The organism is Paenarthrobacter sp. 10N417 (genome assembly GCF_056394745.1).
The window spans coordinates 327982-352489 of sequence record NZ_JBFTIL010000002.1 but is presented as its reverse complement, the minus strand read 5'-3'; the positions used below and the strand labels follow the sequence as shown (position 1 = coordinate 352489).

Sequence of the window (24508 nt, the reverse complement as noted above, 5' to 3'; positions counted from 1 at the left end):
GGCTAGCTTGACCCGGAGGACAGTGGCAGGACGCCATGGATCTCTTCATCGGTTTCCTTGGCGTCGTGGGAAGTGTGCCTGCTCCGGGATCCCCCGGGGCGGATCTCGGAGGGGGCGGTCACGGCCTCTTTTGCCAGCATCGTCGGGCTGTGGACAGTGGCATGTTCGGCGGTGTCACGGCCCTCAAAGGGAGAAGCGTCGCCCTCCGGCAAGGTATCCTTCCTTGCTGCTTGCTTCTTGCGGGCCTTGGTCATCAGGAGTCCGTCCACCAGGACAGACAGGAGCAATGTGAGTGCCAGCCCCCCAGCCCCGGCAATGAGGACCAACTGCGTGCGGGCCTTCACCTCGGGAACGGCTTGCCGGTCCACGAGAAGACTCATCGTGGTGATCCTGGCCGGCACTGCGACGTTCAGGGTTTCCTGCATTTCGTTGAGTGAGCGGGGAGTTTCGTCCATCACCGCCTTCAGCAGTGCCATGGTCTCTTCGGGGTTGTCCGCAGTGGCAGTAATGATCAGAATCGCGCCACTGGTGCCGCGGTCGGGCTCGGCGATGTAGGTGGCGGATCCGAAGTTGGCCAGAAGCCGTTCCTTCACGGGCTGCGACGTGATTTTGCGGATCAGGATGTCAAGGGCCTCGCTCATTCCACCCAAATAGAGGTAAGGATTCCCGGCCTCGCCGATGCTTTGGCTCGACGGCATGAGGACCAGGCTTGCTTGGGACTTGTATTTTTCCGGGGCCGTGGATTGGATGGCCATGCACAGCAGCCCCGTAACGAGGATGCCTGCAACCACCAGATACCAGCGCCGGACAACACTGGTTAGAACAGTTCGCAGCTGCATCATGTGCTCCCAATATGACGGGGAGCGCGTTGACTGACCCGCTCCGTGGTTTGTTGCACACCCAAAAGGGAAAGCAGGCTTTCTGCCCTTACATCCCATGTGTGCTCCTGTGCTGAGGCTTGGATTCCCCGTTGCTGCTCACACGTCAGCACTGTCTCAAGGCCTGATCGCACAAGTTCCACAAAATTCTGCGACGTCGTGGCTATCTTTATGAACTCGGAGCTAATCCACCGCGTGGCCGGAAGGTCAGTGGCGACCACAGGTATTCCGAAGGCAAGATATTCGAGGGTCTTGAGGGGAAAACTTGACCGGTTAAATTCCGAATCCGTGTAAGGGGTAAGGCCCAGGGCAGCCGTACCCAGTACCCTGGCAACCTCTTCAGGGGGTACCTCGCCACGCCAGTCAACATTCGGCCGGGACAAGAATTCATCAAGGCTCCTCCGGGCGGACCGTTCTCGTTCTGTCCTCGGACCCAAGACGATAATGGGAAGTCGTGTCCTGCCCAGATCACCAAGGGTGGCAAAGTCCAAACGTTCATTAAGCTGGCCGATCAACACAGCGACCGGTTGGCGGACAGTTCCGGGTTCGGTTGGAACGGGGGGCCTGCAACCATTTGGCAGGAACTTCACCTTCCGGCCTGAGAATTCAGAAGCTTTATGTGCCAGTCCGGGCGACACCGCTGTGACGACATCGGCCGCAGCCATGTTGGTGCGAAGGACCCGTTCCAGGTGGGGGCGGGATAATCCCATGAGCTTCGCTGAGGCAAGCCAATCATCGGTCAGATGAAGAAGCCGGGGCGCGGATAGTCCTCGGGGGAACTGAATCAAGGGCGATGTATTCACCACTCCTGCAATGCCGTCGCCCACCTTCTTCGCTGCCGACTGCAGGGTCCACCGGGCGATGGCCTCTGTGGAGCGTCGTACCAGGGGCCGGCTGAAGCCGGGCAGGGCGGGGACGCGCAACCTGCCCACTGTGGGGGCCACGGTCTCAGCCATGCCACAAAAGCTGCGTACCGCGTGACGACGCGCGTTCCCATCCCTGGCAACTGAGACCGGTTGATCGACCCAGATAACCTTCGTGCGGGCGCTCAGCGCCTCCGCCAGCAGCCTGTCTGTCCCGGGCACTCCATCCCATTGCGCTCCAGAGATATACATGATGGTGCCGCTCATGCCTTCACCGCCGCGGCTAGGTTCGATGCAGCGGCCGTCATAGCGACAGGACGGGCATTGAAATCGTCCCTGGGCAGCCGTCCCAGCACGCGTTGACCACGTCGCTTCCCCACATAGCCGCAGTAGCGGATCATTGCGGCCACCTCAGGTGCCATGGTCGAAGTCAGACCATGGCGGGAAGCCGCGAAACGCTGGTAAAGGAGATCCTGACGTCGCCCCGCAGAGTCCAAGGAGTACCGCTCTTCAACGATTTGCCGGCCAAAGGACCCCAAGCCGAGACGAAGCTGATCATCGTCCATGAGTTGCCTCAGGATAGCGGCCAAAGCGATATGTCCTTCTCCGGCTGTGCCGGGACCGAATCCGTACCACCCTTGCCACAGAAACGATGGTAGTGACTCCGATGTCAAGAGTTCCCAAAAGCCTCTCTCGCCTTGCACCACAAGGGGCTTTCCAAAGGACAAACCCCGCAGCGCTGAGCCACCCATGCCTAGTACGACATCAGCAACGGCATAGGCAGGGCGGGGGTCGGAAAGTTGACCTGTAAGGGTCACAGTGTCCCGCCCGGTGGCTGCGTTGATAAGGGCAGCCCTGGCAGCGACTTCTGCCCTCGCCGGGCCCGTTCCCGCGATGATCAGGCGAACGGGCCCCTCAACGGACAGCATCCGCACAGCATCCATGGCGCAGATGATGCCCTCCAGCTTCAATTCGTGCGCCAGGCGGGTAACGCACACAACATTCAGGAAACCGTCAGTCAAGGCGAACTTACGCCTGAATGCTCTCAACCCCGGCGTGGCGGAAACTTGGTTGGCGAGAATATCCACCGGTGGTTCCATAACGTGCACGTCCGGCCTCCCCCGGGAAGCCTCCCAGTGCCGGATTTGTTCTGTGCCGACCATCAGTGGCATTGACTTTGGGATGAACGGAGCCACAGCCATGGACATCACAGTGGCCACCGAAGTGGTGCCGCGGACCAGTTTGGAGGCAGCCAGACACTCCAAAGCTGGTGGCCACTCGTATCCGTGGAGGATATCCACTCGGCGCTCGCGGACGGTGCGGACCAATGCGTGGATGACAGCCGGCGAGGGTCGTTTCCCAGGGGCCGGTGCTTCCACGTATTCCAAACCCAGTTCCACTGCCTTCTGCGCGAGCGGCCCCTGCTGTCCAAAGAGCACGACGTCATGGCCCAGGCGCTGAACGGCGGCGCCCAACTCAATAGCATTCAACTGGCTCCCTCCCACGCGGAGGTCATGGGGATAAACAAGGATCCTCATACCAGAGACACCTCCTGGCCCCGGCCCCAGAGCCTGACACCGGCAAGATCGTGCCGGGCCAGGGCCAGGGTTGCTGCCAGCGCCAAAACACCAACACCTGTGGATGCCAAAACAGCTTCAAGGGGTGAACGTATGAACTGGCTCAACAGCATGGACGCAAGCCCCGCGCCGGCAGCAACACAAGCCGGGCGAAGCAGGCGGACAGCCATGGCCCTTAGAGGAACCCTTGCCCGCCGCATTGCCTTAAGGTACATAGGCGAAGTCACTGCAGCAGCCACGGCAACAGGTGCCGCAGCCAAACCCGGCATCCCAGCATAGAGGGCGCCGACTATGAGCGCCGGAACCAACGCCCCCAGCGCAACCAGTTGGACAGTGAAGATCGATACCGACAATCCCAGAATCACGAGGTAGTCATAAATCAACTCGTGCAGCACGCGAAAGGCAGTCAGTGGGGCAAGCCAGATAAGGGCCACGCCAGCAGGAGCCCACGCATCTCCATAGACCAGCGTCACCAGCGGGACAGCGCATCCCATCATGACGGCACACGCTGGCAAGAGGACTGCTGCAAGCGCCCCCGTCAGCGACAACAGGGCCGAACTCATGTCTTCGGGTTTGTCCTGCAAACGGGCAAAAGTCGCCGGTGCCACGCTGCGGAGCGGCTGGGACAGCAAACTCGACGGCCATCCAGCCATATTGAACGCCATGACATAGAGACCCAGAGCAACAGAGCCGAGCATTCTTCCCGCAATGAGCTGGTCAACGTAGCCCACAGCAAAGACCACTGCGCTCGCGCCGGCCAGAGGTAACCCAAAGGCCAACAGCTGTTTCGCTGACCTCCGCGAGAACCCAAAACGATACGGTAACGGTGAATAGATCAGGAAGAGAACGGCGGAAACCAGACTGGCCAGCACCCGTCCGATGGCAAGACTCATGGCTCCCATGCCCATGATGACAAGAACCAGGGATACAGCTGCTCCCAGCCATACATTGACCTGATCAATGATCATGCGTTGGCCCTGCTGGAAGTTGCGTTGAAGGAGTGCTGCCGGCGTTGCTACCAATCCGTTAAGCACGATGCAAAATGCCAGAGCCCTGACCACATCTGTTGCCGCTTCATTTCCCATGGCATTGGTGAAATAGGGAGCCAAGGCGAAGGAAGCAGCAAAAAGAATCAGGCTGCAGGCAGTAGAGATCGTCGTCACCGTGCCGGCAATGGCCTTCGGGTCGCCAGGCCAACGCACAATTGCCAGGCTCACCCCCAGCTCGTTGAAGCTCAGCACCGCTACAAGCGCAACGAACGCCACCGCGTAAGTTCCAAATTCCTCCGGTCCGAGAAGGCGCGCCAAGGCGATCCCGATACCGATTGTTCCCAGACGGGTGACGAAAGCATTAACGACGCTGATCACAAACGCCTTGGACGGTGTGGGTTTGGATTTAGTGGGCACAGGGCTCGGGAGGGTCACAAGGCATCCTCCAGCTCAGGAGAAAATCCGCGGCGGATAACGCGTGCGGGCACCCCGGCCCAGGTTTCCTCGGCGGGAACATCAGTAAGCACGGCCGCTCCCATGCCGATGGTTGCGCCGGCGCCGACGGTGCGGCGCTCGCGGACGCTGGCGTTCATGCCGATGTAGGCTGCGCGGCCGATGTGGACGTTCCCGCCGAGGGATACGCCTGCGGCCAGGGTGGCGAAGTCGCTGACGACGTCGTCGTGGGTGAGCGTGACGCCGGGCATGGCTACTACGTGGCTTCCCACTGTGACGGAGGCTGTCATGGTGACGTTCGCCAGGAGAATGCTGCCAAGGCCGATCCTGCATCCCTCCGGCGGATGTACAGATGAGTCGATTGCCGTTGCGTAGCGGTCTTCGGCGAGGCCCAGGGTGCGTAGCCGCATGACGACGCTTTCGCGTCCTCGGCCCGATCCAATACAGACCAGCAGCATGGCGTGTGGGAACGTCAGGGCATCGCGGATGGGGCCCAGTACGTGTGCGCCGTCCACGACACGCCCAAGTTTGTCCTCGTCGTCGTCCAGGATTCCGATGACGTCGTATTGTCCGGTGTTGCGGACCATGGCCAGGACCTCGCGGGCGAGTCCGCTGGCGGCGATGAGGAGGAGCTCGGTCATCTTCCCTGTCCTGCCGCGCGGAGCACTGAGTCGATGACCCGGACCTGGTCACCCAGGGTGAGTTGGTGGTACAGAGGCAGGATCAATGTGTGGTCTGTCAGCCATTCAGTTACTGCCAGCGAAACCGCGCCCTTGGCTGTCCGGGCGTAGGCAGGTTGCCGGTGTGCGGCCATGATGCCCCGCCGTGCCGATATTCCGTCCTCTGCCAGGCGAATCATCAGGGCGTCTCTTCCCAGAGGGAAAGCCGTGCCTACTTCCAACCAGCAGGATTGGAAGTTTCCGGTTCCGTATCCGGGGTCGTCTACTAAACGCAGGCCTTCGACGCCCGCAAAGGCCTGGGCGTAGTTGGCGGCCAGTTCGCGCCTGCGTTGTACTGCTTTGTGCAGGCGGGCGAGCTGGACGATCCCGACGGCGGCCTGCAGGTCGGTCATGCGGTAGTTGAACCCTATTTCGAGGTATTCCTCGGCGGGGGCAAGGATGCTGGCATGACGGTCCGCGGCTGAGACGCTCATTGCGTGCTCGCGGAGCTGGCGGGACCGGTCTGCGAAGTCCTGCCGCGGCGTGGACAGCATCCCACCCTCGCCGGTGGTAAGGATTTTGCGGGGGTGGAAGGACCAAGCCACCAGTTCGGCGCCCGCTCCCACCGGGCGGCCGCGGTACCGGGAACCGATGCCGCAGGCTGCGTCCTCTATCACGGTGATGCCGAGGGGGTCGCACAGGGCGCGGATGGGATCGAGATCCACGGGTACTCCGCCTTGGTCCACGGCTATGACGGCCCGTGTGGCAGGAGTCAAGGCGGCGGCAATCGTTTCAGCGGTGACACAACCTGTTAGAACGTCGACGTCGGCGAAGACCGCGCGTGCCCCTACATAGCTGGGGGCGTTTGCCGTGGCAATGAAGGAGAAGGAGGGAACAACGACGTCGTCTCCCGGACCAACCCGGGCCACGGCGAGTGCCAGATGCAGGGCTGAGGTGCAGCTGGAAACGGCGACGGCGAAAGCAGCCTGTTGCTCCATGGCGAAGGCTTCCTCGAACTGCTTGACTTTGGGGCCTTGGGCCACCCAACCGGAAGCGATGACCTCGGCCACTGCTTGGGCTTCTTCTTCCCCAAGCCACGGTTTCATCACGTCGATGCGTGCCAGGGAAGTTTCGGAAGTGGTCATCGTGCACCTACAGAGGGCGCTTCGGGCCGGGCCAGCTGCCGGGAGGCTGCGATTTCTTCCCGGAGCGGACGCCACCATGTGACGAGTGTGCGGAGTCCATCTTCAAGATCTATTGCGGCTTCAAAACCGAGGTCCCGCTTGGCGGAGGTGACGTCTGCGAGCCGGCGGGCAACGCCGTTGACTGCCCGTTCGGGTCCGTGGTCAAGGTGCAGTGGGGACTGCATGACCCGTAGCAGTGTTTGCGCGAGTTCGGCCAGGCTGGTTTCGGTGCCGCTGGCCACGTTATAGACACCCTCTCGGACATCGCTTGCGGCTGCGAGGATGTTGGCCCTTGCGACGTCGGCGGTGTGGATGAAGTCCATTGTCTGGTGGCCGCTGCCGAAGATCAGGGGCGGAACGCCGTCGACTATCCGCTCCATCCATCGGACAAGTACCTCCGTATAGAGGCCGTGGACGTCCATGCGGGGTCCGTACACGTTGAAGTACCTCAGGAGGACGTAGTCCAGGCCGGACATGGCCCGGAAGCTCCTCGCCATTCCCTCATTGAACGATTTCGCGGCCCCATAAAAGGTGTCGTTGTTGTGGTGGTGGTGCCGCTCGGTGGTGGGGAATTCTTCTGCCATTCCATAGACCGAGGCGCTTGACGCAGCGATGACCTTTTCCACGTTGTGCTCAACGGCGGCTTCGAACACGTTGAAGGTTCCGTCCACCAGGACCTCAAGAGCCAACCGTGGTTCCTCGGCGCATTGGGTGATGCGGATCGCAGCCTGATGGAAAACCAGATCTTTGCCCCTGGTGAGGTCGTGGATCAGGTCCCGGTCCCTCAGGTCACCTTCCACCAGCTGTACGAGTCCGGTAGCCAGCGCATCGTTGAGGTTGGCCCGGCGCCCCCTGACGAGGTTGTCCAGGACGTCCACGTGCGCCACGCCGGCGTCGACCAGTTGGTCAACCAGGGTGGATCCGATGGTTCCGGCGCCTCCGGTGACCAGGACGTTGGCGCCGAGCAACTTCTTCACTGTGCGACCTGGAGAGCTACCTCGTTGCCGGCAACGATGGTTGACTGGCCGTCTGTTCCAAGGCTTTGGGTGACGGCTTCCAGTACTGAGAGGACCCTGAGTCCGGATTCGCCGCTGGTGCGCGGTATCGTGTGATTCCGGATGGATCCGGCCAGCTCAGCGACGACCTGGCCCAACGGTTCGCGTTCCTGTAACGCCGGTGACCACGTGTCGCCCAGGCGATAGGAGATGGCCGAGTTCTTCTTGTCCGCCGCTGAGCGTGGCTGCTGTTCCAGGCTGACGCCGCGATCGTAGACGCTGAGTCGTTGTTGGGGGTTCAGGTCGTCCCAGACGAGCGTCCTCTTTGAGCCGCCAATGATCATCTGGCGGATTTTGGTGGGACTGAGCCAGTTCACGTGGATGTGCACCATGGCGTCGTTCGGAAGGCCGAAGGTCAGGTGGCCTACACAGTCGCGGCCCGTACCCAGGGGATCTGCGCCGTGTGCAGAGATCTCGGTGGGATGCAGGCCTCCTGGCAGGACGAAATCCAGGATCGAAAGATCGTGGGGTGCAAGATCCCAGAAGACATTGACGTCCGGTTGGACAAGTCCGAGGTTGATGCGCACGGAGTCGACATACAAGATGTCGCCCAACGCCCCACTGGAGACGAGCTCCTGGATCTTCAAAACCGCCGGAGTAAAACAATAGGTATGGTCTGCCATGAGGACCAGGCCGCGGGCCTTGGCTTCCTCCACCATTTCCAGGCCCTTGGCGCGGCTGTCCGCGAGTGGCTTCTCGACGAGAACGTGCATGCCGGCCCGCAACGCGGTCATCACTACTCCGTGATGCGTGTGCGCCGGGGTCGCCACGGCGACGGCGTCCAGGTTGTACGTGTCCAGAAGTTCGTCCAAGGACTCGACGACGGCGACGCCGCCTACCGTTTCAGCCAGCCGAAGTCCGCGCTCCACGTCAAGATCGCAAATTGCCACCAGTTCCCAATCCGGGCTGGCTTTGAGGTTCCTGGCGAGGTTCGGGCCCCAATATCCCGCTCCGACCACGGCGATCCGTAACTTCGGGGTCATCCCGTGGCCGTTAAGGTGGCCTGATGGAATAGTTCCTATGCTCATTTTCCACTCGGATTCTGTGTTGGATAGCTCGGTTCTTTCTCAGGTAATGCTTTTGGGGCTGCTCGACGTGTCTCGGATCAGCCAGTACGTTCCAGCCAGCCCATCAGTAGGCGCCGGAGGGTTGGATCATGGCCCGGAAGGTCCGCCACATGATCATCAGGTCGCCCGCTATCGACCAGTTTTCGACGTAGTAGAGGTCCAGCCGGACAGCTTCATCCCAGGGAAGGTCCGATCGTCCATTGATCTGCCACAAGCCCGTAATTCCGGGTTTGATGAGCAGCCGGCGATGAGTATGCCTTTCGTAACCACTGACTTCGCGCAGGAGCGGCGGACGGGGGCCCACCAGGCTCATGTTCCCGGCCAGCACATTCCAGAACTGGGGTAGCTCGTCCAAGGAGTACTTGCGCATCCAATGGCCGCATTTGGTGACGCGGGGATCCTCGCGCATCTTGAAGAGGACACCGGCGCCCTGGTCTTTTCCGCTGAGTTCTTCCAGCCGCGCTTCGGCGTCAACCACCATCGAACGGAACTTCAGCATCTGGAAGGTGGTGCCTCGCCTGCCAATCCGTTCCTGCCGGAAGAGCACTGGGCCGGGGCCGTCCAACCTGACAATCAGCGCCAAAACAGCCAGCAGTGGCGCCAAGCAAAGCAATGCAGCAGCCGAGACCACAACGTCCAGGAGGCGTTTGAGTGTGTGTTTGCCACCGGAGTAGTGCGGAATATCCACATGCATCAAGGGCAGGCCCTCAACGGGGCGCCAGTGGATGCGCGGGCCGGCCACGTTGGTCAACGTTGCTGCCAGTACCAGTTCGGCGGCATCTTCTTCCAAGCGCCAGCCCAACTCCTGGATGAACTGGTTGCCGCCAGGGACCGGACCGGCAACGATCACCGCGTTGGCGCCCGTCTGACGCACAGTGTGGGCAATGCCGTAAATCGATGACAACACGGGAACCCGCACGTTATCCACCACCAGGACGGCACCCCGCCGCGCCCCTGGAAGGCATGCCCCCAGTATGTTGTACGCGGCACCGGACTTCCGGTTGATTTGCTTGATGACGTATCTGACGTCCTGTGGCTCCCCCACCACAATGGCACGGGACAGGCACCGGCCGCGTGACTTTTCGCGCGTCAGCCAGCGGCGGAACATCCACCGGTTGCCTGTCAGGGCCACTAAGCCGACGGGCAGGGACACCAGGACGAAGGAGCTTGCTGACTCCAGCCGGACAACGACTGCCACGAGCCCCAGGAAGCCGAAAACGCGCAGGCTTGCCGACAGGACACGCTTGTACTCTTCGGCCCCAACCCCAAGTACTTTCGGATCCCGTGTCCGGTAGACCTCCAGTGCGCCCAGCCAGGCAATGCCAAGTATGAAACCGAGCATGAGGTGCCGCTCATATCCCGCGCCGCCTGGCGCAACGGCAAGACCGTCAGTGTTTAGAAAGAATCCGGATGTGACTGCTGCCCCTACCAGGGCGCTGTCTGCCCAGCGAAGACCGTTGGTGAGCGCCTTGGTCCAGCCGGCCCCTTCATACCGGTCTGACCGATCGGCCAAAGAGGAGGAATTGCGGGCTTTGCGGTGGGTGACTGGCGGCTTGAGGTCCAGGGTGACATCTGCCCTCAACGCCGCCAGTCCCGCCTTTTCAGCCCGTTGTGCAGCAACGGACTTGTCAATCCAGGGAGACGCCGGCGGATTGACATCGACAACACCAGGTTTCGCGGTGAACGCCGCGCCCAAGGAAAAGTCGTGCGGACCCTGAGGGGCCGCCACCTTGCCCGAACGCAAGACTGGAACTTTTACCATGTCAGCCTTCTTCGCAGACCTGCCGTTGCCTACATCCCAGTGAAGCGGCGGCTGTCAGGAGGCGCACCAGTAGTCGGTACTCAACTTTGCGCAGGTTTACCCATGGCTCCTACGTGCCAGTACCTAGCCGGATGAGGCAGGACTACGTGCTCTAAGCCTCACTGCAGCACCGAAAACCGCTACATTTCGGGCTGGAAACAGGACAATCAGGTCGCGAAACGACACAAAAAACCGGCCACCGCCGGTGACCGGTTAGTTGCCGCTTATTGAAGGCTCCTAGTCCCCCAGGCTTTCGAGGTCTTCGTCCAGGATCTCGTCATCGTCCTCTTCCTCGTCATCAAACACCTGCAGCGGAGTAACCTCGGAATATGCCTCGTACAAGGCGTCTTCGTAAACCTCGAAGGCATCTGCGACGGCGAAGAACGCCGCCTCGACGTTGGGGTCACCCTCGCCCCTGCGGGCTGAAGCGGCGGCCAAGTGCTCTTCCAGGGCAGCAGTCAGTGACTGAAGCGCGACACGCGGATCGATGCTCATGACTTCACGTTAGCCCGAAAAGGACGAAAATGGAGAGGGATGAAGGAACAATTTCGAGGCAGCTCCGAAGAGCGCCAACGTGACTATGCACGTCAGTACGAGTACCTCGTACTGACGGTGGGACCTGACGATTCACTGCCCGAAGCCCGGCGTCGGCTCGCGGAGCATTCGGAGTACGGGAAGTGGGAGTTGGAACGCAGCCGGCTATACCTCGGCGGCGGCAGACGCTTCTGGTTGCGGCGAAAAGTCTATTCCGTGCAGCGCACGGTTTAGTCAGCTGTCCACTTGCCTCAGCTGCCGAGCCTTTAGCTGTCCAGGGGCCCCAGCCAGGCGTTCGCCACCGTGTTGTGCGCCGATTCGTCGTTGGACGGATGGAAAATACCCGCGAGTACGTCCCGGTAGAGGCGTTCCAGTTCCTAGCCGCGGAAGTAGCTGGATCCTCCCGTGACCCTGATCGCCAGATCCACCACGTAGCGGGCATTTTCCGTGGCCCGCGACTTGAGTCCAACAAGCTTGGGGAACCACTGGGGTCCGTGGTCCACCAGGTTGTCGACGTCGCGCGCTGCTGCCGACAACTGGGGATAGATTCCGTCCATGGCCAGGGCCGCGTCGGCAACTTTCCAGCGGATGTCCGGGTCCTGGGCGAAACTGCGTCCGCCGTGTTTCGCCGAGACCCGTCGTTTGACACTTTCAACGCCCAGCATGAAGGCGCGCTCCGCCAATCCCGTGTAGACGGCCGCCAACAAGGTCTCAAAGCAGGCAAAGATGGCGAAAATCAGCAGGTCCTGGTTGGGACCGACAGGCAGTTTACGGAAGATCCGCTCCGAAGGAACCGCCGCTCCCTTCAACAGTGTGGTGTTCGAGGCACTGGCCCGCATGCCCAGGGTGTCCCAATCGTCAAGGGTTTCGTGCCCGGGTTCATCGCGATGGACGAACCCGAAAACCAATTCGCCCTCTCCGTCCCTTCCCTCCGCGTCCTTGCCGAACGTTCCCAGGCGGGTCCAACCACGGGACAGGCTCGTAAAGATCTTCCGTCCGGTGAATCGATAACCTCCGTCGGGCAGCGGCTCCGCAACGGTAGTGGAATCGAACAGCATTGAATCGTTGCCCGCTTCCGAAATTCCGAAAGCGAACACTTCCCCCGTGCCGGCTTCGTTCAACACGAAGTCCAGCGAGTCGTCTCCCCTGGCAGCCATGACATGCGCGACGCCGGTCCAGACCAAGTGCATGTTGATTGCCAACGCTGTGGCCGGGGCGGCCGTGGCGAGACGCTGCTGCAACGCAGCTACCGCTTCCAGCCCCAGTCCCATACCGCCGTCGGCAACTGGCACGAACAGTTTCAGGTAACCGGCGGCTGCCAGTTCTTCAAGGTCTTCGTGGAAGAACAGGTTATTTTGGTCATAGCCGGCCGCCCGCCCGCGTAGCCGTTCCAACAGTGCATCCGGAAGGATTTCCTCTGGAGTCATCGCGAACCTGCCCTCCTGAATCTTGCTTTCTTAGTAGCTGCTCAGCAGCCTGTTGAGGACGCGCGCGCCGAACTGCAGGGACTCCGCAGGTACCCGCTCGTCCACCCCGTGGAACATGCCCGTGAAGTCCAACTCGTCCGGCAGCATCAGTGGAGCGAAGCCATAACCGGTGATGCCGATCTTGCTCAAGGACTTGTTGTCCGTGCCTCCGGAGAGAGTGTAGGGAAGCACTTTGGCGCCCGGGTCCTCCGAGTGCAAGGCGTCGATCATGGAGTCCACCAGGTTGCCGGCGAACGGCACCTCCAAGGAGACGTCCTTGTTGACGTAGCTGATCTCAATGCCGTCCCCAGCGAGTTCCTTGATGGTCTCGAACACCAGTTCCTGCTGGCCGGGCAACGTGCGGCAATCCACGAAGGCCTCCGCCGATTCCGGGATGACATTGTGCTTGTAGCCCGAGCGGAGCAGGGTGGGGTTGGAGGTATTTTGCAGCGTCGCACCAACAAAGCGGGCAACGGTGCCAAGCTCCTTGAGAAGGATGTCCGGGTTGTCCGCATCGAATTCGACGCCGGTGAGTTCAGTCACGCCGTCCAGGAACTGCCTGGTGGTGGGAGTGAGTTCCACAGGCCACTTGTATTCGCCGATTCTGGTGACTGCGGCCGCGAGCCTGGTGATCGCGTTGTCTGTATTGATCTGGGAGCCGTGGCCTGCCCGTCCATGCGCAACCAGGCGCAACCAGGACAGCCCCTTTTCTGCAGTTTGAAGCAGGTAGGTCCGCTGGCCGCCGATAGTCGCGGAGAATCCACCCACTTCGGAGATAGCCTCCGTGGCCCCATCGAACAATTCTCGTCTGTGCTCCACGGCATAGCGGGCGCCATAGGTACCGCCCGCTTCCTCGTCTGCGAAGAAGGCAAAAATGATGTCCCGCTTGGGCTTGCGGCCAGTCCTGGCGAAGTCCCGCATCACTGACAGGATCATGGCATCCATGTCCTTCATGTCCACGGCACCGCGGCCCCAGATCAGTCCATCCTTCAGCTCACCACTGAAGGGGTCAACGCTCCACTGATCCTTCAGGGCCGGCACAACGTCCAGGTGTCCGTGGACCACCAGCGCGTCAGCTGAGGGGTCCTCCCCCGCCAGGCGCGTGACGACGTTGGCGCGTCCCGGTGCGGACTCGAAAATCTCGGCCTCAAGTCCCACTTCCGTGATCAGGCCAGCCGTGTACTCCGCAGCAGCGCGTTCGCCCGGTCCGGTGTCGTCGCCGAAGTTGGAGGAGTCGATACGGATGAGCTCCTGGCAGATCCGGACAACTTCATCTTCGGGGCGGATGACAGACATGGAAATTCTCCTTGCGTTGGCTGGGCTGCAGGTGCCGGCGACGCGCACTGCGGACCCCGCAGTTCTACCGTCCCGTGTTCCACCAGCCTACTCACCGGAAGCGCCGTCGGTTGAGCAATTCCGGGCATCGCCACGGGTTGAAAGCTTGCACCCGGTCCTGACCAGCATCGATTTTTTAGTTGCTTCAAACCGTGTTAGAGTTTTTCTCGCTGCTTCGGAGGAAAGTGAAGCACCGGAAGGTGCAGAATGCTTCTCTGAACACCACCTGCGCGGGTGGCGGAATGGCAGACGCGCTAGCTTGAGGTGCTAGTCCTCGAAAGGGGGTGGGGGTTCAAGTCCCCCTCCGCGCACAAAGAAGGCCCCGGGAAACCGGGGTTTTTTTGTGCCCTCAGCCACCCTGGGTCCCAATGATAACCCTGGACCCCCTTGACGACCCTGGGTGGCGCTTGTCCAATCACTTATGCCGTTTGCTAAGCCAACGGCCAGCCCCTCCATGACTCTTGGGCCACCCGTTTGATCTGTCCGGCCGGAAACCATTCCACGTGATAGTCCCGCCGATCATCCATCCACTCCACCAGGCCATAGGTACGGGTGTACTTGATCGCACGTCCGTACACCTCACCAACACGGACAAGCGGTTGGGCACCCTGCTCGAGCTCCATGATCTTGCCATCGTCAGGTTTGGGGTGGTTTGCCTCCGCCTCGGTCTGCAACATCATGCGGGCGAAAGCTTTGGAGTCTTGCTTGGGTCTCATGAACTAAGAATAGAACATATGTTCGAATCTGAAGGGGGGTCTGCACAAGCGCATCACCTCTCAGTTGCCTGGCGGGCAGCCTTCTCGACCGCTGCCAGCATGCTTTCGAAGGTCGCCGTCAGCATTCTGTCAATCAGGGGGCCGGTCAGGCGCCCGAGTGGCCCACCCCTGGGCACATAACGGTAGTCAAAGGCCAACGCTGTCCCCTCGCCATGTGGTTGGAGGACGAGCCTGGAGCTGGCTTGTTTGAAGGGCACCAGTGTCGACGGCTCGTTCCTGGTGGCGAGGGCGCGACCTTCCTCCCATTCGGTGACGGGCTCGATCATCGAGATCATCACTCCCCGCCAATGTATTGGGCGGCGTCCAGGCAGGATTCCCAGCGCTAAGTGAGTTTATCCAGAGGAAGATTCGAAGTAACCAAGTTCCAACAGGTTCCTACAAGGGCGCCACGCCGCCCCTGAAATGACGCCGACCGCTGCGTGGGTTCCACGCCACGTAGTCCGAACGCTGCCAAGCCCCGGTTTCCGATTGGATGGTGGAGATGTCCAGCGCCACCCGGGCCGGAAGGAACACAGGCGCTTCAAACGCCACGTCCCAAGTGAAGGCATCCGACTTGACCGCACCGACGTCTGCCAACGCCCGGGAGGCAAGGTACATGCCGTGGGCAATGGACCCTCTCAGACCCAAGGCTTTGGCCGATAGAACGCTCAGGTGGATGGGATTGAAGTCGCCGGAGACGGCGGCATAGTTACGGCCGATGTCCAGGTCGAGTTGCCACAGCGCCGTAGGGTCCGGCGGAGAAAAGCCGCCATTATCACCGGAGCCACTTGAGCTTCCCGGCTTGTCGATGCCAGGCAGGAAGACCCCTTTCGCAAGGTACGTGGAAATTCCCCGCCACAGCAGCGCGCCTGACGAACTCGAGCGGACTTCGGCGATGACATCGACTTGCGTACCCGCCCGGTGACCCGAAAGGTTCTCCGACCATGACCGGATGTCCAGGGCTTCTGTGAACTGAATGGGAACCCGCTGTTCCACATGGTTCCTGAGGTGGATCATCCCGAGCAATGGCAAGGGAAAGTCATCCCGGTTCATGACACTCATTGACACCGGAAACGCCAGCGCGTGGACGAAACCTGCTGGCAGGATGTCACTGGCGGTCTCCCCCAGAAGGTGCTGGTAGGCGGTGAGATTGGCGACGTCCGCCTGGACCCCCTTGACCTCGTGGCTAGCGGCAGGCAGTGTCGCCTGCCCCGCCGATGACCCCAGGACCCGCCGTCGAGCGGCAGTTGCCGCGGCATTCATGTAGAGCTTGGACAGCGACGGCAGCTCCCCAAGGATGACGGGCTGGGGTTTGCTCATGCTCCCACCATTTGCTGCCCGCATACACGAAGCACTTCGCCCGAGATTCCGCCTGCGGCGTCGCTCGCCAGGAAGGCAATGGCTTCGGCTACGTCCTGGGGCTGGCCACCCTGTCTGAGGGAATTGACCCTTCGCGCTGCTTCCCGGATGGCGAACGGCATCCGGGCCGTCATCTCTGTTTCAATAAACCCTGGCGCTACGGCGTTGATCGTCCCCCCGAAGGACTCCACGAGCGGCGCTGTTGAGCGCACCATTCCGATCACGCCCCCCTTGGACGCGGCATAATTGGTCTGGCCTCTATTACCCGCAATCCCACTGGTGGATGCCACCGAAACGATGCGCGGCTTGTCCTTGAAGTGCTCCGATGCCAGGAGGGTCCCGTTGATCCTCAATTGCGCAGCGATGTTGACGGCGATGACAGACTGCCAGCGTCCCTCATCCATGTTGGCCAGGAGCCGGTCGCGGGTGATGCCCGCGTTGTGGACTACGACGTCGAGTCGGCCATGGCGTTCCACTGCGTGGTCGATGATCCGGTGACCGGCGTCGTCGCGGGTGATGTCCAGCTGGAGCGCGGTTCCATGGACCTCGTTGGCGACCGCCGCCAAATGGTCGCCTGCTGCAGGAATATCCACCAGGACAACCTTTGCGCCATCACGGTGGAGCGTACGGGCGATCGCGGCACCAATGCCCCGCGCTGCACCGGTGACCACGGCAACTTTGCCGGCAAGGGGTTTGTCGGCGTCGAAGGGCAGGCTGCCGGAGGACGAACTGATCGTCAGGAACTGGCCATCCACGTAGGCGGAGCGGCCGGAAAGGAAGAATCGGAGCGCCCCCAGCGTGGATGGGCTGGTGGTGGCTAAGTCCTCGTCAAGAAGAATGCCGTTCGCCGTGGCTCCAGCACGCAATTCCTTGGCCAGTGAACGCAGAAGGCCATCGATGCCCTGCCGGGCGGCGGCCGAAGCGGGCGCAGGTGCCGACCTGGCCGTCCTTGAGACGGTAATGACGCGTCCATTGGGCGCGAGGTCCCGCAAGGAAGCGCCAATTGTCAGGACTGGCTTGCCCAGATCTTCCGGGTGCTGCACGGCGTCGAGGACAACAATGATGGCCCCGAGCTTTTCCTTGGGCAACGCATGACGGCGGATGTCCAGGCCCCAACCAAGAAGCGTAGTGGCGAGGTCATCTGCGCCCAGGCTGTCGCCGTTGACCAGCACTGGCCCAGTGACGAGCGGTGCGCCTGGCTGGTGTCGACGCAGCTCAACAGGCTGTGGCAGGCCGAGCCTTTTGGCGACGTCCTTGCCCAGTCCTTTGCTGACGATTTTGGTGTACTTGTCTGTCATCACGCTCCCCTAGGCTGCTTCCAGAATGGCAACAACGCCCTGCCCGCCGGCGGCGCACACGGAAATCAGGCCACGTGCCGGCCTTCCGTCCACGCTCCCCTTGTCATGGAGCATCTTTGCCAGCGAAGCCACAATCCTGCCACCGGTTGCTGCGAATGGGTGGCCGGCAGCGAGCGAGGAACCGTTGATGTTGAGCTTGGCGCGGTCCACCTTTCCCAAAGCGCCGTCCAGCCCCAACCGCGTTCGTCCGAAGTCCTCGTCTTCCCAGGCAGCCAAGGTGCTGAGGACGGTTCCGGCGAAGGCCTCGTGAATTTCGAAGAAGTCGAAGTCCTCCAGAGTCAGCCCATGGCGGGCCAGGAGGCGCGGTACGGCAAAGACCGGCGCCATCAGAAGTCCGTCCTTGCCGTGGACGAAGTCGACGGCGGCCGCCTCACCATCCAGGACGGTGGCGAGTTTGGGCAGACCCCGGCTGTCCGCCCACTCTTGGCTGGCAAGCAGCACGGTTGCCGCACCGTCGGTCAGTGGCGTCGAATTGCCGGCCGTCATCGTGGCCTCGGATCCCAGGTTCTTGCCAAAGACAGGCTTCAACGTGGAGAGCTTCTCCAATGTGGTGTCCGCCCGAAGATTGGAGTCCCGGTTCAGGCCCCGGTAGGGAGTGATGAGGTCGTCGAAGAAGCCTTGTTCGTAGGCGGCGGCGAGGTTGCGGTGGCTGTTGAACGCGAGTTCATCCTGTGCCTCCCGACTGATCTTCCACTGTGCAGTGGTGAGGGCCTGGTGTTCGCCCATGGAGAGGCCGGTACGTGGTTCGCCGGTGTTGGGAGCATCCGGGGCCAGATCCTTTGGCCGGATACGGGCCAGGATCTTCAGCTTCTGGACGGAGGTCTTGGCGCGGTTGAGGTCCAGCAAGATCTCCCGCAGCCCCTCGCTGACAGCAATCGGGGCGTCGGACGCGGAGTCAACCCCACCGGCGATCCCGGATTCGATCTGGCCAAGCTTGATCTTGTTGGCAAGCCCAAGCACGGTTTCCAGTCCCGTTGCACATGCCTGCTGAAGGTCGTATGCAGGTGTCTCTGGAGATAGCGCGGAACCCAGTACAGCCTCCCGGGTGAGGTTGAAGTCCCGTGAATGCTTCAGCACCGCCCCAGCTGCTACTTCACCGATCCGCTCGTCCTGCAACCCGAAGCGGGCGATCAGTCCATCCAGTGCAGCAGTAAGCATGTCCTGGTTGGAGGACTTCACGTAAGCGCCGCCCGTCCGGGCAAACGGAATCCTGTTGCCTCCAACGATCACGGCAGAACGCGTCCCTTGAATGCCCTTGTTCTGTTCGGCACTCTGCTCTGCGCTTGCGAAGCTGTTTTTACCTGTGTTCGTGCCCGCGGGTCCGTCTGCTGCAGCCATGCTTGACTCCTTCGATGAATACCAGTTACTGATACCCAGCGTACCTGATACGCTGGGTATCGTGAACCGTCGTCGTACAGAATTTCCGCACGCTCCTGCCTCTTCCCGCGCTGGCGCTGTTGATACCGCAGCGGAGTCCGGCAGTGCCGTCCCGGATCCTGCCGTAGATGGGCGTGCTGCCAGGTGGCAGAGCCATCGCGAGGAGCGTCGGCGCGAGCTCATCAAGGCAGCACGCAGGGCTGTGCACGCCTTGGGCAGCGAGGCGTCCATGGAAGACATCGCCGGTGCCGCGGGCACCTCAAAGTCGGTCTACTACCGCTATTTCGGCGATAAGGCAGGCCTTCAACAGGCGATGGGAGAAGTGGTGCTGGGGCAAATGCAGCGTCGCATGAAAGAAGCGGCCCAATTGGCGCAGACGCCACGTGAAGGGCTCTACGCCATGGTCTCGGCCTACCTGCAAATGGCGGAATCCAGCCCCAACGTGTATGCGTTCATCACCCGGCTGACGCCCGGGGAAGCTTCCTCACAGGATGCCATTGCGGCGTCGGGTGCGCTGGGAAACTTCTTCGAACAAATCACGGACATGATCGCCACACCCATGCGGCAGTACCTCGGTACAGAGAAAGAGGCTTTGATCGAGTATTGGCCCACTGCAGCCATTGGGCTCGTTCGGAACGCCGGCGAAATGTGGCTTGGAAGCCCTGCCTCCGAGACGAAACCGAATCAGGCAGCCATGGCCGGACACATCACGGACTGGCTGTGCCTGGGCATCGCACCCCAACTCAAAGCAACAACGTGACATGAGCAACGACCCATCAGTTGTAGGAACCAAAGAAGGAATCAACATGACTGAAGTAGTGGACCGGGCGGCATCAGCCCAACAACCCTCAGGCCGCGAGGATGCGGCCACCCGCAATAGCGCATCCGGCACCAGTGGATCCGAAGGCCGTGACTCTGGCAAGCAGGGTGCGGACCCGGTGGTCGATGTCGCTGCGCTGGGTGAGCAGCTCTTGGGCAAGTGGGCCCACATCCGGCACCAAGCCCGCGAAGTAGCAGGTCATCCCGATGTCCAGAAGATCGAAGGCCTGCATCACACGGAACACCGGGCCCGCGTGTTTGAGCAGTTGAAGTTCCTGGTGGATAACAATGCTGTCCACCGGGCGTTCCCCACGCGCCTGGGTGGCTCCGATGATCACGGCGGCAATATTGCCGGATTCGAAGAGCTCGTCACGGCGGACCCCTCCCTGCAGATCAAGGCTGGCGTTCAATGGGGCCTCTTTGGCTCCGCTGTCATGCACCTTGGTACCCGGGAGCACCACGACAAATGGCTCCCCGGCATCATGAGCCTGGCAATTCCGGGTTGTTTCGCGATGACGGAGACGGGCCACGGCTCCGACGTCGCAAGCATCGCCACCACGGCCACCTATGACGAGGGTAGCCAGGAGTTTGTCATCAACACCCCCTTCCGGGCAGCCTGGAAGGACTACATCGGCAACGCCGCGAACGATGGCTTGGCCGCCGTCGTGTTCGCGCAGCTGGTAACCAAGAACGTTAACCACGGTGTCCACGCCTTCTACGTAGAACTGCGCGACCCTACTACCAAAGAATTCCTGCCGGGCATCGGCGGGGAGGATGACGGCATCAAGGGCGGCCTCAACGGCATCGACAACGGCAGGCTCCATTTCACCGATGTCCGTATCCCCCGCACCAACCTCCTGAACCGCTACGGCGACGTAGCTGTGGATGGTACGTATTCGTCAACCATCGAGAGCCCGGGCCGCCGCTTCTTCACGATGCTCGGAACCTTGGTCCAAGGCCGGGTCTCCTTGGACGGTGCAGCTGTGGCAGCAAGCAAGGTTGCGCTCAAAACAGCCATTCAGTACGCCACTGAGCGCCGTCAGTTCAATGCGTCCTCCCCCACCGATGAGGAAGTCCTGCTGGACTATCAGCGTCACCAGCGGCGCCTGTTCACCCGGCTTGCCACGACGTACGCCGCGAGTTTTGCCCACGAGCAGCTCCTGCAAAAGTTCGACGACGTCTTCTCCGGTGCCCACGACACCGACGCCGACCGTCAGGACCTGGAAACCTTGGCGGCTGCGCTGAAGCCCCTCAGCACCTGGCACGCGCTGGACACCCTGCAGGAATGCCGGGAAGCCTGTGGTGGCGCAGGATTCCTGATCGAGAACCGCTTTGCCTCGTTGCGCGCGGACCTTGACGTTTACGTGACTTTTGAAGGCGACAACACCGTCCTGCTGCAGTTGGTGGCCAAGCGCCTCCTGGCCGACTACGCCAAGGAATTCCGCAGTGCGGACTTCGGCGTGCTTGCACGCTATGTAGTGGACCAGGCCGCGGGTGTCGCCTTGCACAGGACGGGCCTTCGCCAGGTTGCCCAGTTCGTAGCTGACACCGGTTCGGTGCAGAAAGCAGCGCTGGCTTTGCGCGACGAGGAAGGCCAGCGGACCCTGCTGACTGACCGTGTGCAGTCCATGGTGGCCGAAGTAGGTGCTGCGCTGAAGGGTGCCAATAAGCTGCCGCAGCACCAGGCGGCAGCCCTGTTCAACCAGCACCAGCACGAACTCATCGAAGCCGCTCAAGCCCACGCGGAGCTCCTCCAGTGGGAAGCCTTCACGGAGGCACTGGCCGAGGTTTCCGATGAGGGAACCAAACGGGTCCTCACCTGGCTGCGGGACCTGTTCGGGCTTTCGCTCATCGAGAAGCACCTGTCTTGGTACCTCATGAACGGCCGGCTCTCGATGCAACGCGGCAGGACCGTGGGGACCTACATCAACCGCTTGCTGGTCAAGATCCGTCCCCACGCGCTGGACCTCGTGGACGCGTTTGGCTACGGTCCGGAGCACCTGCGTGCAGCAATCGCTACCGGCGCTGAAGCAGGCCGCCAGGACGAGGCCAGCACGCACTTCCGCAAACAGCGCGCCAGCGGATCCGCACCGGCGGACGAGAAGTCGCTACTGGCACTAAAGGCATCCAAGTCCCGGTAACAGTACAAGACATCCGGTCAGTGAACTTTTTCGGAAGTTTCGCCAAACCGCGACGGCGCCGTCCCCACTCAAGGGGGCGGCGCCGTCGCGGTTTTGACTGCTTTCCCGAACGGCCTGGGGCAGCGTTAACCGTGCTTAGTTGAGAACGGAGCGATACACCTCAAGGGTGGTTTCAGTGATCGATTCCCACGAGAAATGCTCTTCGGCACGGCGCCTGCCGGCCATGCCCATCTTGCGGGCACGCTCTGGATCTGCCACTACCTCGTTCAGGCCTGCTGCGAAATCGGCCACGAATTTCTCTGGATCCAGCGGCGTTCCCGTGCCGTCGGTAACCTGCTCCAAGGGGACGAGCAAGCCGGTTTCGCCATGCTGGACCACCTCTGGAATGCCGCCGGTTGCGCTTGCCACCACAGCGGCGCCGCAAGCCATTGCTTCAAGGTTCACGATGCCCAGCGGTTCGTAGATGGAGGGGCAGGCGAATGCGGTGGCATGGCTCAGGACCTGGATGAGTTCCCGGCGCGGCAGCATCCGCTCAATGAGGATCACGCCCTCGCGCTTGCTTTGGAGCTCCTCAATGAGGCGGGCTGTTTCAGCTGCCAATTCGGGAGTATCAGCTGCGCCCAGGCAGAGGACCAGTTGAACATCGGCGGGAAGGCTGGACGCTGCGCGCAGCAGGTAGGGGACGCCCTTTTGGCGGGTGTTCCGGCCAACGAACACCACACTTGGCTTGGCGGGATCTATGCCCAGCGCGCGGATGGCGTCGTCCTCTTCGTCCCGTTCCCACAGGGAAACGTCGATGCCGTTGTGGACAACCCTGACCTTGGCCGGGTCAACGTCGGGGTAGCTGCGCAGGATGTCCTGCCGCATTCCATCGGATACGGCGATGATCGCTGCAGCAGCTTCGTAGGCTGTCTTCTCCACCCATGAAGACAACGCGTAGCCGCCGCCGAGCTGTTCGGCCTTCCATGGACGCAACGGCTCCAGGCTGTGGGCGCTCAGTACATGGGGAATGCCATGCAGCAGCGAAGCGAGGTGTCCTGCCATGTTGGCGTACCAGGTGTGCGAGTGGACGAGATCCGCTCCCGCAATGTCCGGAACGATCCGAAGATCCACGCCCAACGTCTGGAGGGCAGCATTGGCATCGCCGAGGTCCTGGGGTGTGGCATAGGAGGCCACGGTGGCCCCATGGTAGTCGGCATCACGTGGGGCGCCAAACGCCCGGACATGAAGATCCACATGCTTTGCCAGCACACGGCTGAGCTCGGCAACGTGGACACCGGCACCGCCATAAATTTCCGGAGGGAATTCTTTAGTCACAATGTCTATTCGCACGTTACCCAACGTAGTCGTTCCGGCTTATGTGTTCTAGTGTGAAAGGGTCCGGAAAATCGGACTTTTGGGGGCTACGAAGACGTACGGGGAGCTATGACCATGGCGTTGAAGAAAGTATTGGCAATCGTGTTGGCTGGCGGCGAAGGCAATCGCCTCATGCCTTTGACGGCGGATAGGGCCAAGCCAGCAGTTCCGTTCGCCGGGGGCTACAGGCTTATTGACTTTGCACTATCGAATCTGGTCAATTCGGGATATTTGAAAATCGTGGTTCTGACGCAGTATAAATCGCACAGCCTTGACCGACATATCTCCGAGACCTGGCGCATGTCCACACAGTTGGGCCGCTATGTAGCTTCCGTTCCGGCGCAGCAGCGCGTCGGCAAGAGCTGGTTCCTTGGCAGCGCCAACGCCATCTATCAGTCGCTGAACCTCATTCACGACGACGCTCCGGACATCGTGGTTGTGGTCGGCGCAGACCACGTTTACCGCATGGATTTCTCCCAAATGGTGGAACAGCACATTGCCAGTGGCGCGAAGGCTACCGTAGCAGCCGTGCGACAGCCGCTGAACATGGCCAACCAATTCGGTGTGATTGAAGTTGACCAGAACGATCCCCAGAAGATCGGGGCATTCGTGGAGAAGCCGGCCAGCACGCCAGGACTTGCGGCCGATCCCACCCAGTTCCTCGCCTCGATGGGCAACTATGTCTTCAATGCCGACGCCCTCGTTGAGGCGCTTCATGTTGACGCTGAGCGACTGGATACCAAGCACGACATGGGCGGGGACATCATTCCCTATTTCGTGGACAAGGGTGAGGCCGGAGTCTATGACTTCACGCTCAACGACATCCCTGGTGCAACGGAACGTGACCGTACTTACTGGCGGGACGTTGGCACCATCGACTCCTTCTACGACGCCCACGTTGACCTCATCTCCCCCGTTCCCATCTTCAATCTCTACAACTCCGAATGGCCCATCTACACCCGCCAGAGCATTTCCCCTCCCGCCAAGTTTGTGCGCGGCGGAAACAGCACGGTGGGTACGGCGCTGGACTCCATCGTGGCCAGCGGTGTGGTCATTTCAGGCGGCATCGTTGAAGGCTCCGTGCTCTCCAACGATGTCTTCGTGGAGGCGGGCAGCCGTGTTCAGGACTCGGTACTCATGGACAAGGTCCGCGTCGGCGAAGGTGCAGTGATCAAGCGGGCCATCCTGGACAAGAACGTCAAAGTCCCGGCCGGCGCTGCGATCGGACTGGACCCGGCGCTGGACAAGGCCCGTGGCTACAAGGTCACCGAATCCGGGATCACAGTCCTTGCCAAAGGACAGCTTGTACCTGAACCTGGCGAAGAGGAGCTCGCGTTGTCCGCAGAGTACCGCCGGGGCCTGCCGGAAGCCGTTAAGGCTGCGACGCAGGATGACCCCGATATCCGGGATTCTGCAGAAAAGGTAGCTGCCGGAATCCAAGCCCGGGTAGTAGACGCAGCGTCAAACGGCGCTGGCCGCTAG

21 protein-coding genes, 1 tRNA gene and 1 pseudogene are annotated in these 24508 nt (G+C 61.5%); 5 read left to right on the top strand and 18 right to left on the bottom strand.

The window, feature by feature from the left end; all coding sequences use genetic code 11:
• Positions 1–2 precede the first annotated feature (2 nt).
• The 10 genes from AC1DCM_RS04045 to AC1DCM_RS04000 form a co-directional block, all read right to left on the bottom strand.
• A complete protein-coding gene (locus tag AC1DCM_RS04045) occupies positions 3–842 on the bottom strand; it encodes a hypothetical protein (protein WP_477517375.1) in 840 nt (279 codons plus the stop codon).
• Positions 839–2008 carry a glycosyltransferase gene (locus tag AC1DCM_RS04040; protein ID WP_477517374.1) on the bottom strand — a complete coding sequence of 390 codons (1170 nt, stop codon included), beginning with the start codon at positions 2006–2008 and terminating at the stop codon, positions 839–841. Before AC1DCM_RS04040 ends, AC1DCM_RS04045 begins: the two co-directional genes overlap by 4 nt.
• Positions 2005–3279: a glycosyltransferase family 4 protein gene (locus tag AC1DCM_RS04035; protein WP_477517373.1), complete on the bottom strand. Its 1275-nt coding sequence runs from the start codon at positions 3277–3279 to the stop codon at positions 2005–2007. Before AC1DCM_RS04035 ends, AC1DCM_RS04040 begins: the two co-directional genes overlap by 4 nt.
• Positions 3276–4742 (bottom strand): oligosaccharide flippase family protein, encoded by a 1467-nt coding sequence (locus AC1DCM_RS04030; RefSeq protein WP_477517372.1) that lies wholly within the window; start codon positions 4740–4742, stop codon positions 3276–3278. Before AC1DCM_RS04030 ends, AC1DCM_RS04035 begins: the two co-directional genes overlap by 4 nt.
• Positions 4739–5401 carry an acetyltransferase gene (locus AC1DCM_RS04025; RefSeq protein WP_477517371.1) on the bottom strand — a complete coding sequence of 221 codons (663 nt, stop codon included), beginning with the start codon at positions 5399–5401 and terminating at the stop codon, positions 4739–4741. Before AC1DCM_RS04025 ends, AC1DCM_RS04030 begins: the two co-directional genes overlap by 4 nt.
• On the bottom strand, positions 5398–6564 hold the full coding sequence (locus AC1DCM_RS04020) for a DegT/DnrJ/EryC1/StrS family aminotransferase (protein ID WP_477517370.1): 1167 nt from the start codon (positions 6562–6564) through the stop codon (positions 5398–5400). The genes AC1DCM_RS04025 and AC1DCM_RS04020 overlap by 4 nt, the downstream gene beginning before the upstream one ends.
• The gene (locus AC1DCM_RS04015; protein ID WP_477517369.1) at positions 6561–7580 is read right to left on the bottom strand and encodes an NAD-dependent epimerase/dehydratase family protein; all 1020 of its coding nucleotides are present in this window, start codon (positions 7578–7580) and stop codon (positions 6561–6563) included. Before AC1DCM_RS04015 ends, AC1DCM_RS04020 begins: the two co-directional genes overlap by 4 nt.
• Entirely contained in the window at positions 7577–8686 is a 1110-nt protein-coding gene (locus tag AC1DCM_RS04010; RefSeq protein ID WP_224090338.1) for a Gfo/Idh/MocA family protein, read from the bottom strand. Before AC1DCM_RS04010 ends, AC1DCM_RS04015 begins: the two co-directional genes overlap by 4 nt.
• Before the next feature lie 103 nt (positions 8687–8789).
• The gene (locus AC1DCM_RS04005; RefSeq protein ID WP_477517368.1) at positions 8790–10487 is read right to left on the bottom strand and encodes a sugar transferase; all 1698 of its coding nucleotides are present in this window, start codon (positions 10485–10487) and stop codon (positions 8790–8792) included.
• Positions 10488–10763: 276 nt separating this feature from the next.
• Positions 10764–11021: a hypothetical protein gene (locus AC1DCM_RS04000; RefSeq protein ID WP_477517367.1), complete on the bottom strand. Its 258-nt coding sequence runs from the start codon at positions 11019–11021 to the stop codon at positions 10764–10766.
• A gap of 39 nt (positions 11022–11060) precedes the next feature.
• Here AC1DCM_RS04000 and AC1DCM_RS03995 point away from each other — a divergent pair, with 39 nt between their 5' ends.
• On the top strand, positions 11061–11294 hold the full coding sequence (locus AC1DCM_RS03995) for a DUF5703 family protein (RefSeq protein WP_216925728.1): 234 nt from the start codon (positions 11061–11063) through the stop codon (positions 11292–11294).
• Between the two features lie 32 nt (positions 11295–11326).
• Here the strand turns inward: AC1DCM_RS03995 and AC1DCM_RS03990 are convergent.
• Together AC1DCM_RS03990 and AC1DCM_RS03985 are read right to left on the bottom strand one after the other, a co-directional pair.
• Positions 11327–12487, bottom strand: a pseudogene (locus AC1DCM_RS03990) (acyl-CoA dehydrogenase family protein).
• Between the two features lie 30 nt (positions 12488–12517).
• Entirely contained in the window at positions 12518–13822 is a 1305-nt protein-coding gene (locus AC1DCM_RS03985) for a M20/M25/M40 family metallo-hydrolase (protein WP_477517366.1), read from the bottom strand.
• A gap of 267 nt (positions 13823–14089) precedes the next feature.
• Here AC1DCM_RS03985 and AC1DCM_RS03980 point away from each other — a divergent pair.
• Positions 14090–14172, top strand: a tRNA-Leu gene (locus AC1DCM_RS03980).
• Positions 14173–14292: 120 nt separating this feature from the next.
• On the opposite strand, the gene AC1DCM_RS03975 is transcribed toward AC1DCM_RS03980, so the two are convergent.
• From AC1DCM_RS03975 to AC1DCM_RS03955, 5 genes are all read right to left on the bottom strand, one after another.
• Entirely contained in the window at positions 14293–14541 is a 249-nt protein-coding gene (locus AC1DCM_RS03975) for a hypothetical protein (protein ID WP_477517365.1), read from the bottom strand.
• Between the two features lie 89 nt (positions 14542–14630).
• Positions 14631–14912 (bottom strand): SRPBCC family protein, encoded by a 282-nt coding sequence (locus AC1DCM_RS03970; protein ID WP_477517364.1) that lies wholly within the window; start codon positions 14910–14912, stop codon positions 14631–14633.
• 100 nt (positions 14913–15012) lie between these two features.
• A complete protein-coding gene (locus tag AC1DCM_RS03965) occupies positions 15013–15936 on the bottom strand; it encodes a MaoC/PaaZ C-terminal domain-containing protein (RefSeq protein WP_477517363.1) in 924 nt (307 codons plus the stop codon).
• Positions 15933–17273, bottom strand: a complete 1341-nt coding sequence (locus tag AC1DCM_RS03960) for a 3-oxoacyl-ACP reductase (protein WP_477517362.1) — start codon at positions 17271–17273, stop codon at positions 15933–15935. The genes AC1DCM_RS03965 and AC1DCM_RS03960 overlap by 4 nt, the downstream gene beginning before the upstream one ends.
• A 9-nt stretch (positions 17274–17282) precedes the next feature.
• A complete protein-coding gene (locus tag AC1DCM_RS03955; RefSeq protein WP_477517361.1) occupies positions 17283–18671 on the bottom strand; it encodes an acetyl-CoA C-acetyltransferase in 1389 nt (462 codons plus the stop codon).
• Here AC1DCM_RS03955 and AC1DCM_RS03950 point away from each other — a divergent pair.
• Positions 18670–19470, top strand: a complete 801-nt coding sequence (locus AC1DCM_RS03950) for a TetR family transcriptional regulator (RefSeq protein ID WP_477517360.1) — start codon at positions 18670–18672, stop codon at positions 19468–19470. The genes AC1DCM_RS03955 and AC1DCM_RS03950 overlap by 2 nt on opposite strands.
• A 46-nt stretch (positions 19471–19516) precedes the next feature.
• Positions 19517–21670 (top strand): acyl-CoA dehydrogenase family protein, encoded by a 2154-nt coding sequence (locus tag AC1DCM_RS03945; RefSeq protein WP_477517359.1) that lies wholly within the window; start codon positions 19517–19519, stop codon positions 21668–21670.
• 135 nt (positions 21671–21805) lie between these two features.
• Here the strand turns inward: AC1DCM_RS03945 and glgA are convergent, their stop codons facing one another.
• The gene (glgA, locus tag AC1DCM_RS03940; RefSeq protein ID WP_477517358.1) at positions 21806–23002 is read right to left on the bottom strand and encodes a glycogen synthase; all 1197 of its coding nucleotides are present in this window, start codon (positions 23000–23002) and stop codon (positions 21806–21808) included.
• Positions 23003–23095: 93 nt separating this feature from the next.
• Between glgA and glgC the strand changes: the two genes are divergently transcribed.
• Complete coding sequence (gene glgC / locus AC1DCM_RS03935; protein WP_442005354.1) at positions 23096–24508, top strand: glucose-1-phosphate adenylyltransferase; 1413 nt, start codon at positions 23096–23098, stop codon at positions 24506–24508.

What these genes read in the sequence shown, in the direction of transcription:
- AC1DCM_RS03965 (WP_477517363.1), bottom strand. Translation starts at nt 15,936, where the DNA reads ATGAGCAAACCCCAGCCCGTCATCCTTGGGGAGCTGCCGTCGCTGTCC.
- AC1DCM_RS04035 (WP_477517373.1), bottom strand. Translation starts at nt 3,279, where the DNA reads ATGAGGATCCTTGTTTATCCCCATGACCTCCGCGTGGGAGGGAGCCAG.
- AC1DCM_RS04045 (WP_477517375.1), bottom strand. Translation starts at nt 842, where the DNA reads ATGATGCAGCTGCGAACTGTTCTAACCAGTGTTGTCCGGCGCTGGTAT.
- AC1DCM_RS03985 (WP_477517366.1), bottom strand. Translation starts at nt 13,822, where the DNA reads ATGTCTGTCATCCGCCCCGAAGATGAAGTTGTCCGGATCTGCCAGGAG.
- AC1DCM_RS03960 (WP_477517362.1), bottom strand. Translation starts at nt 17,273, where the DNA reads ATGACAGACAAGTACACCAAAATCGTCAGCAAAGGACTGGGCAAGGAC.
- AC1DCM_RS03995 (WP_216925728.1), top strand. Translation starts at nt 11,061, where the DNA reads ATGAAGGAACAATTTCGAGGCAGCTCCGAAGAGCGCCAACGTGACTAT.
- AC1DCM_RS04010 (WP_224090338.1), bottom strand. Translation starts at nt 8,686, where the DNA reads ATGAGCATAGGAACTATTCCATCAGGCCACCTTAACGGCCACGGGATG.
- AC1DCM_RS04000 (WP_477517367.1), bottom strand. Translation starts at nt 11,021, where the DNA reads ATGAGCATCGATCCGCGTGTCGCGCTTCAGTCACTGACTGCTGCCCTG.
- AC1DCM_RS04040 (WP_477517374.1), bottom strand. Translation starts at nt 2,008, where the DNA reads ATGAGCGGCACCATCATGTATATCTCTGGAGCGCAATGGGATGGAGTG.
- AC1DCM_RS04020 (WP_477517370.1), bottom strand. Translation starts at nt 6,564, where the DNA reads ATGACCACTTCCGAAACTTCCCTGGCACGCATCGACGTGATGAAACCG.
- AC1DCM_RS04025 (WP_477517371.1), bottom strand. Translation starts at nt 5,401, where the DNA reads ATGACCGAGCTCCTCCTCATCGCCGCCAGCGGACTCGCCCGCGAGGTC.
- AC1DCM_RS03970 (WP_477517364.1), bottom strand. Translation starts at nt 14,912, where the DNA reads ATGATCTCGATGATCGAGCCCGTCACCGAATGGGAGGAAGGTCGCGCC.
- AC1DCM_RS03945 (WP_477517359.1), top strand. Translation starts at nt 19,517, where the DNA reads ATGACTGAAGTAGTGGACCGGGCGGCATCAGCCCAACAACCCTCAGGC.
- AC1DCM_RS03950 (WP_477517360.1), top strand. Translation starts at nt 18,670, where the DNA reads ATGCTTGACTCCTTCGATGAATACCAGTTACTGATACCCAGCGTACCT.
- AC1DCM_RS03975 (WP_477517365.1), bottom strand. Translation starts at nt 14,541, where the DNA reads ATGATGTTGCAGACCGAGGCGGAGGCAAACCACCCCAAACCTGACGAT.
- glgC (WP_442005354.1), top strand. Translation starts at nt 23,096, where the DNA reads ATGACCATGGCGTTGAAGAAAGTATTGGCAATCGTGTTGGCTGGCGGC.
- AC1DCM_RS03955 (WP_477517361.1), bottom strand. Translation starts at nt 18,671, where the DNA reads ATGGCTGCAGCAGACGGACCCGCGGGCACGAACACAGGTAAAAACAGC.
- AC1DCM_RS04005 (WP_477517368.1), bottom strand. Translation starts at nt 10,487, where the DNA reads ATGGTAAAAGTTCCAGTCTTGCGTTCGGGCAAGGTGGCGGCCCCTCAG.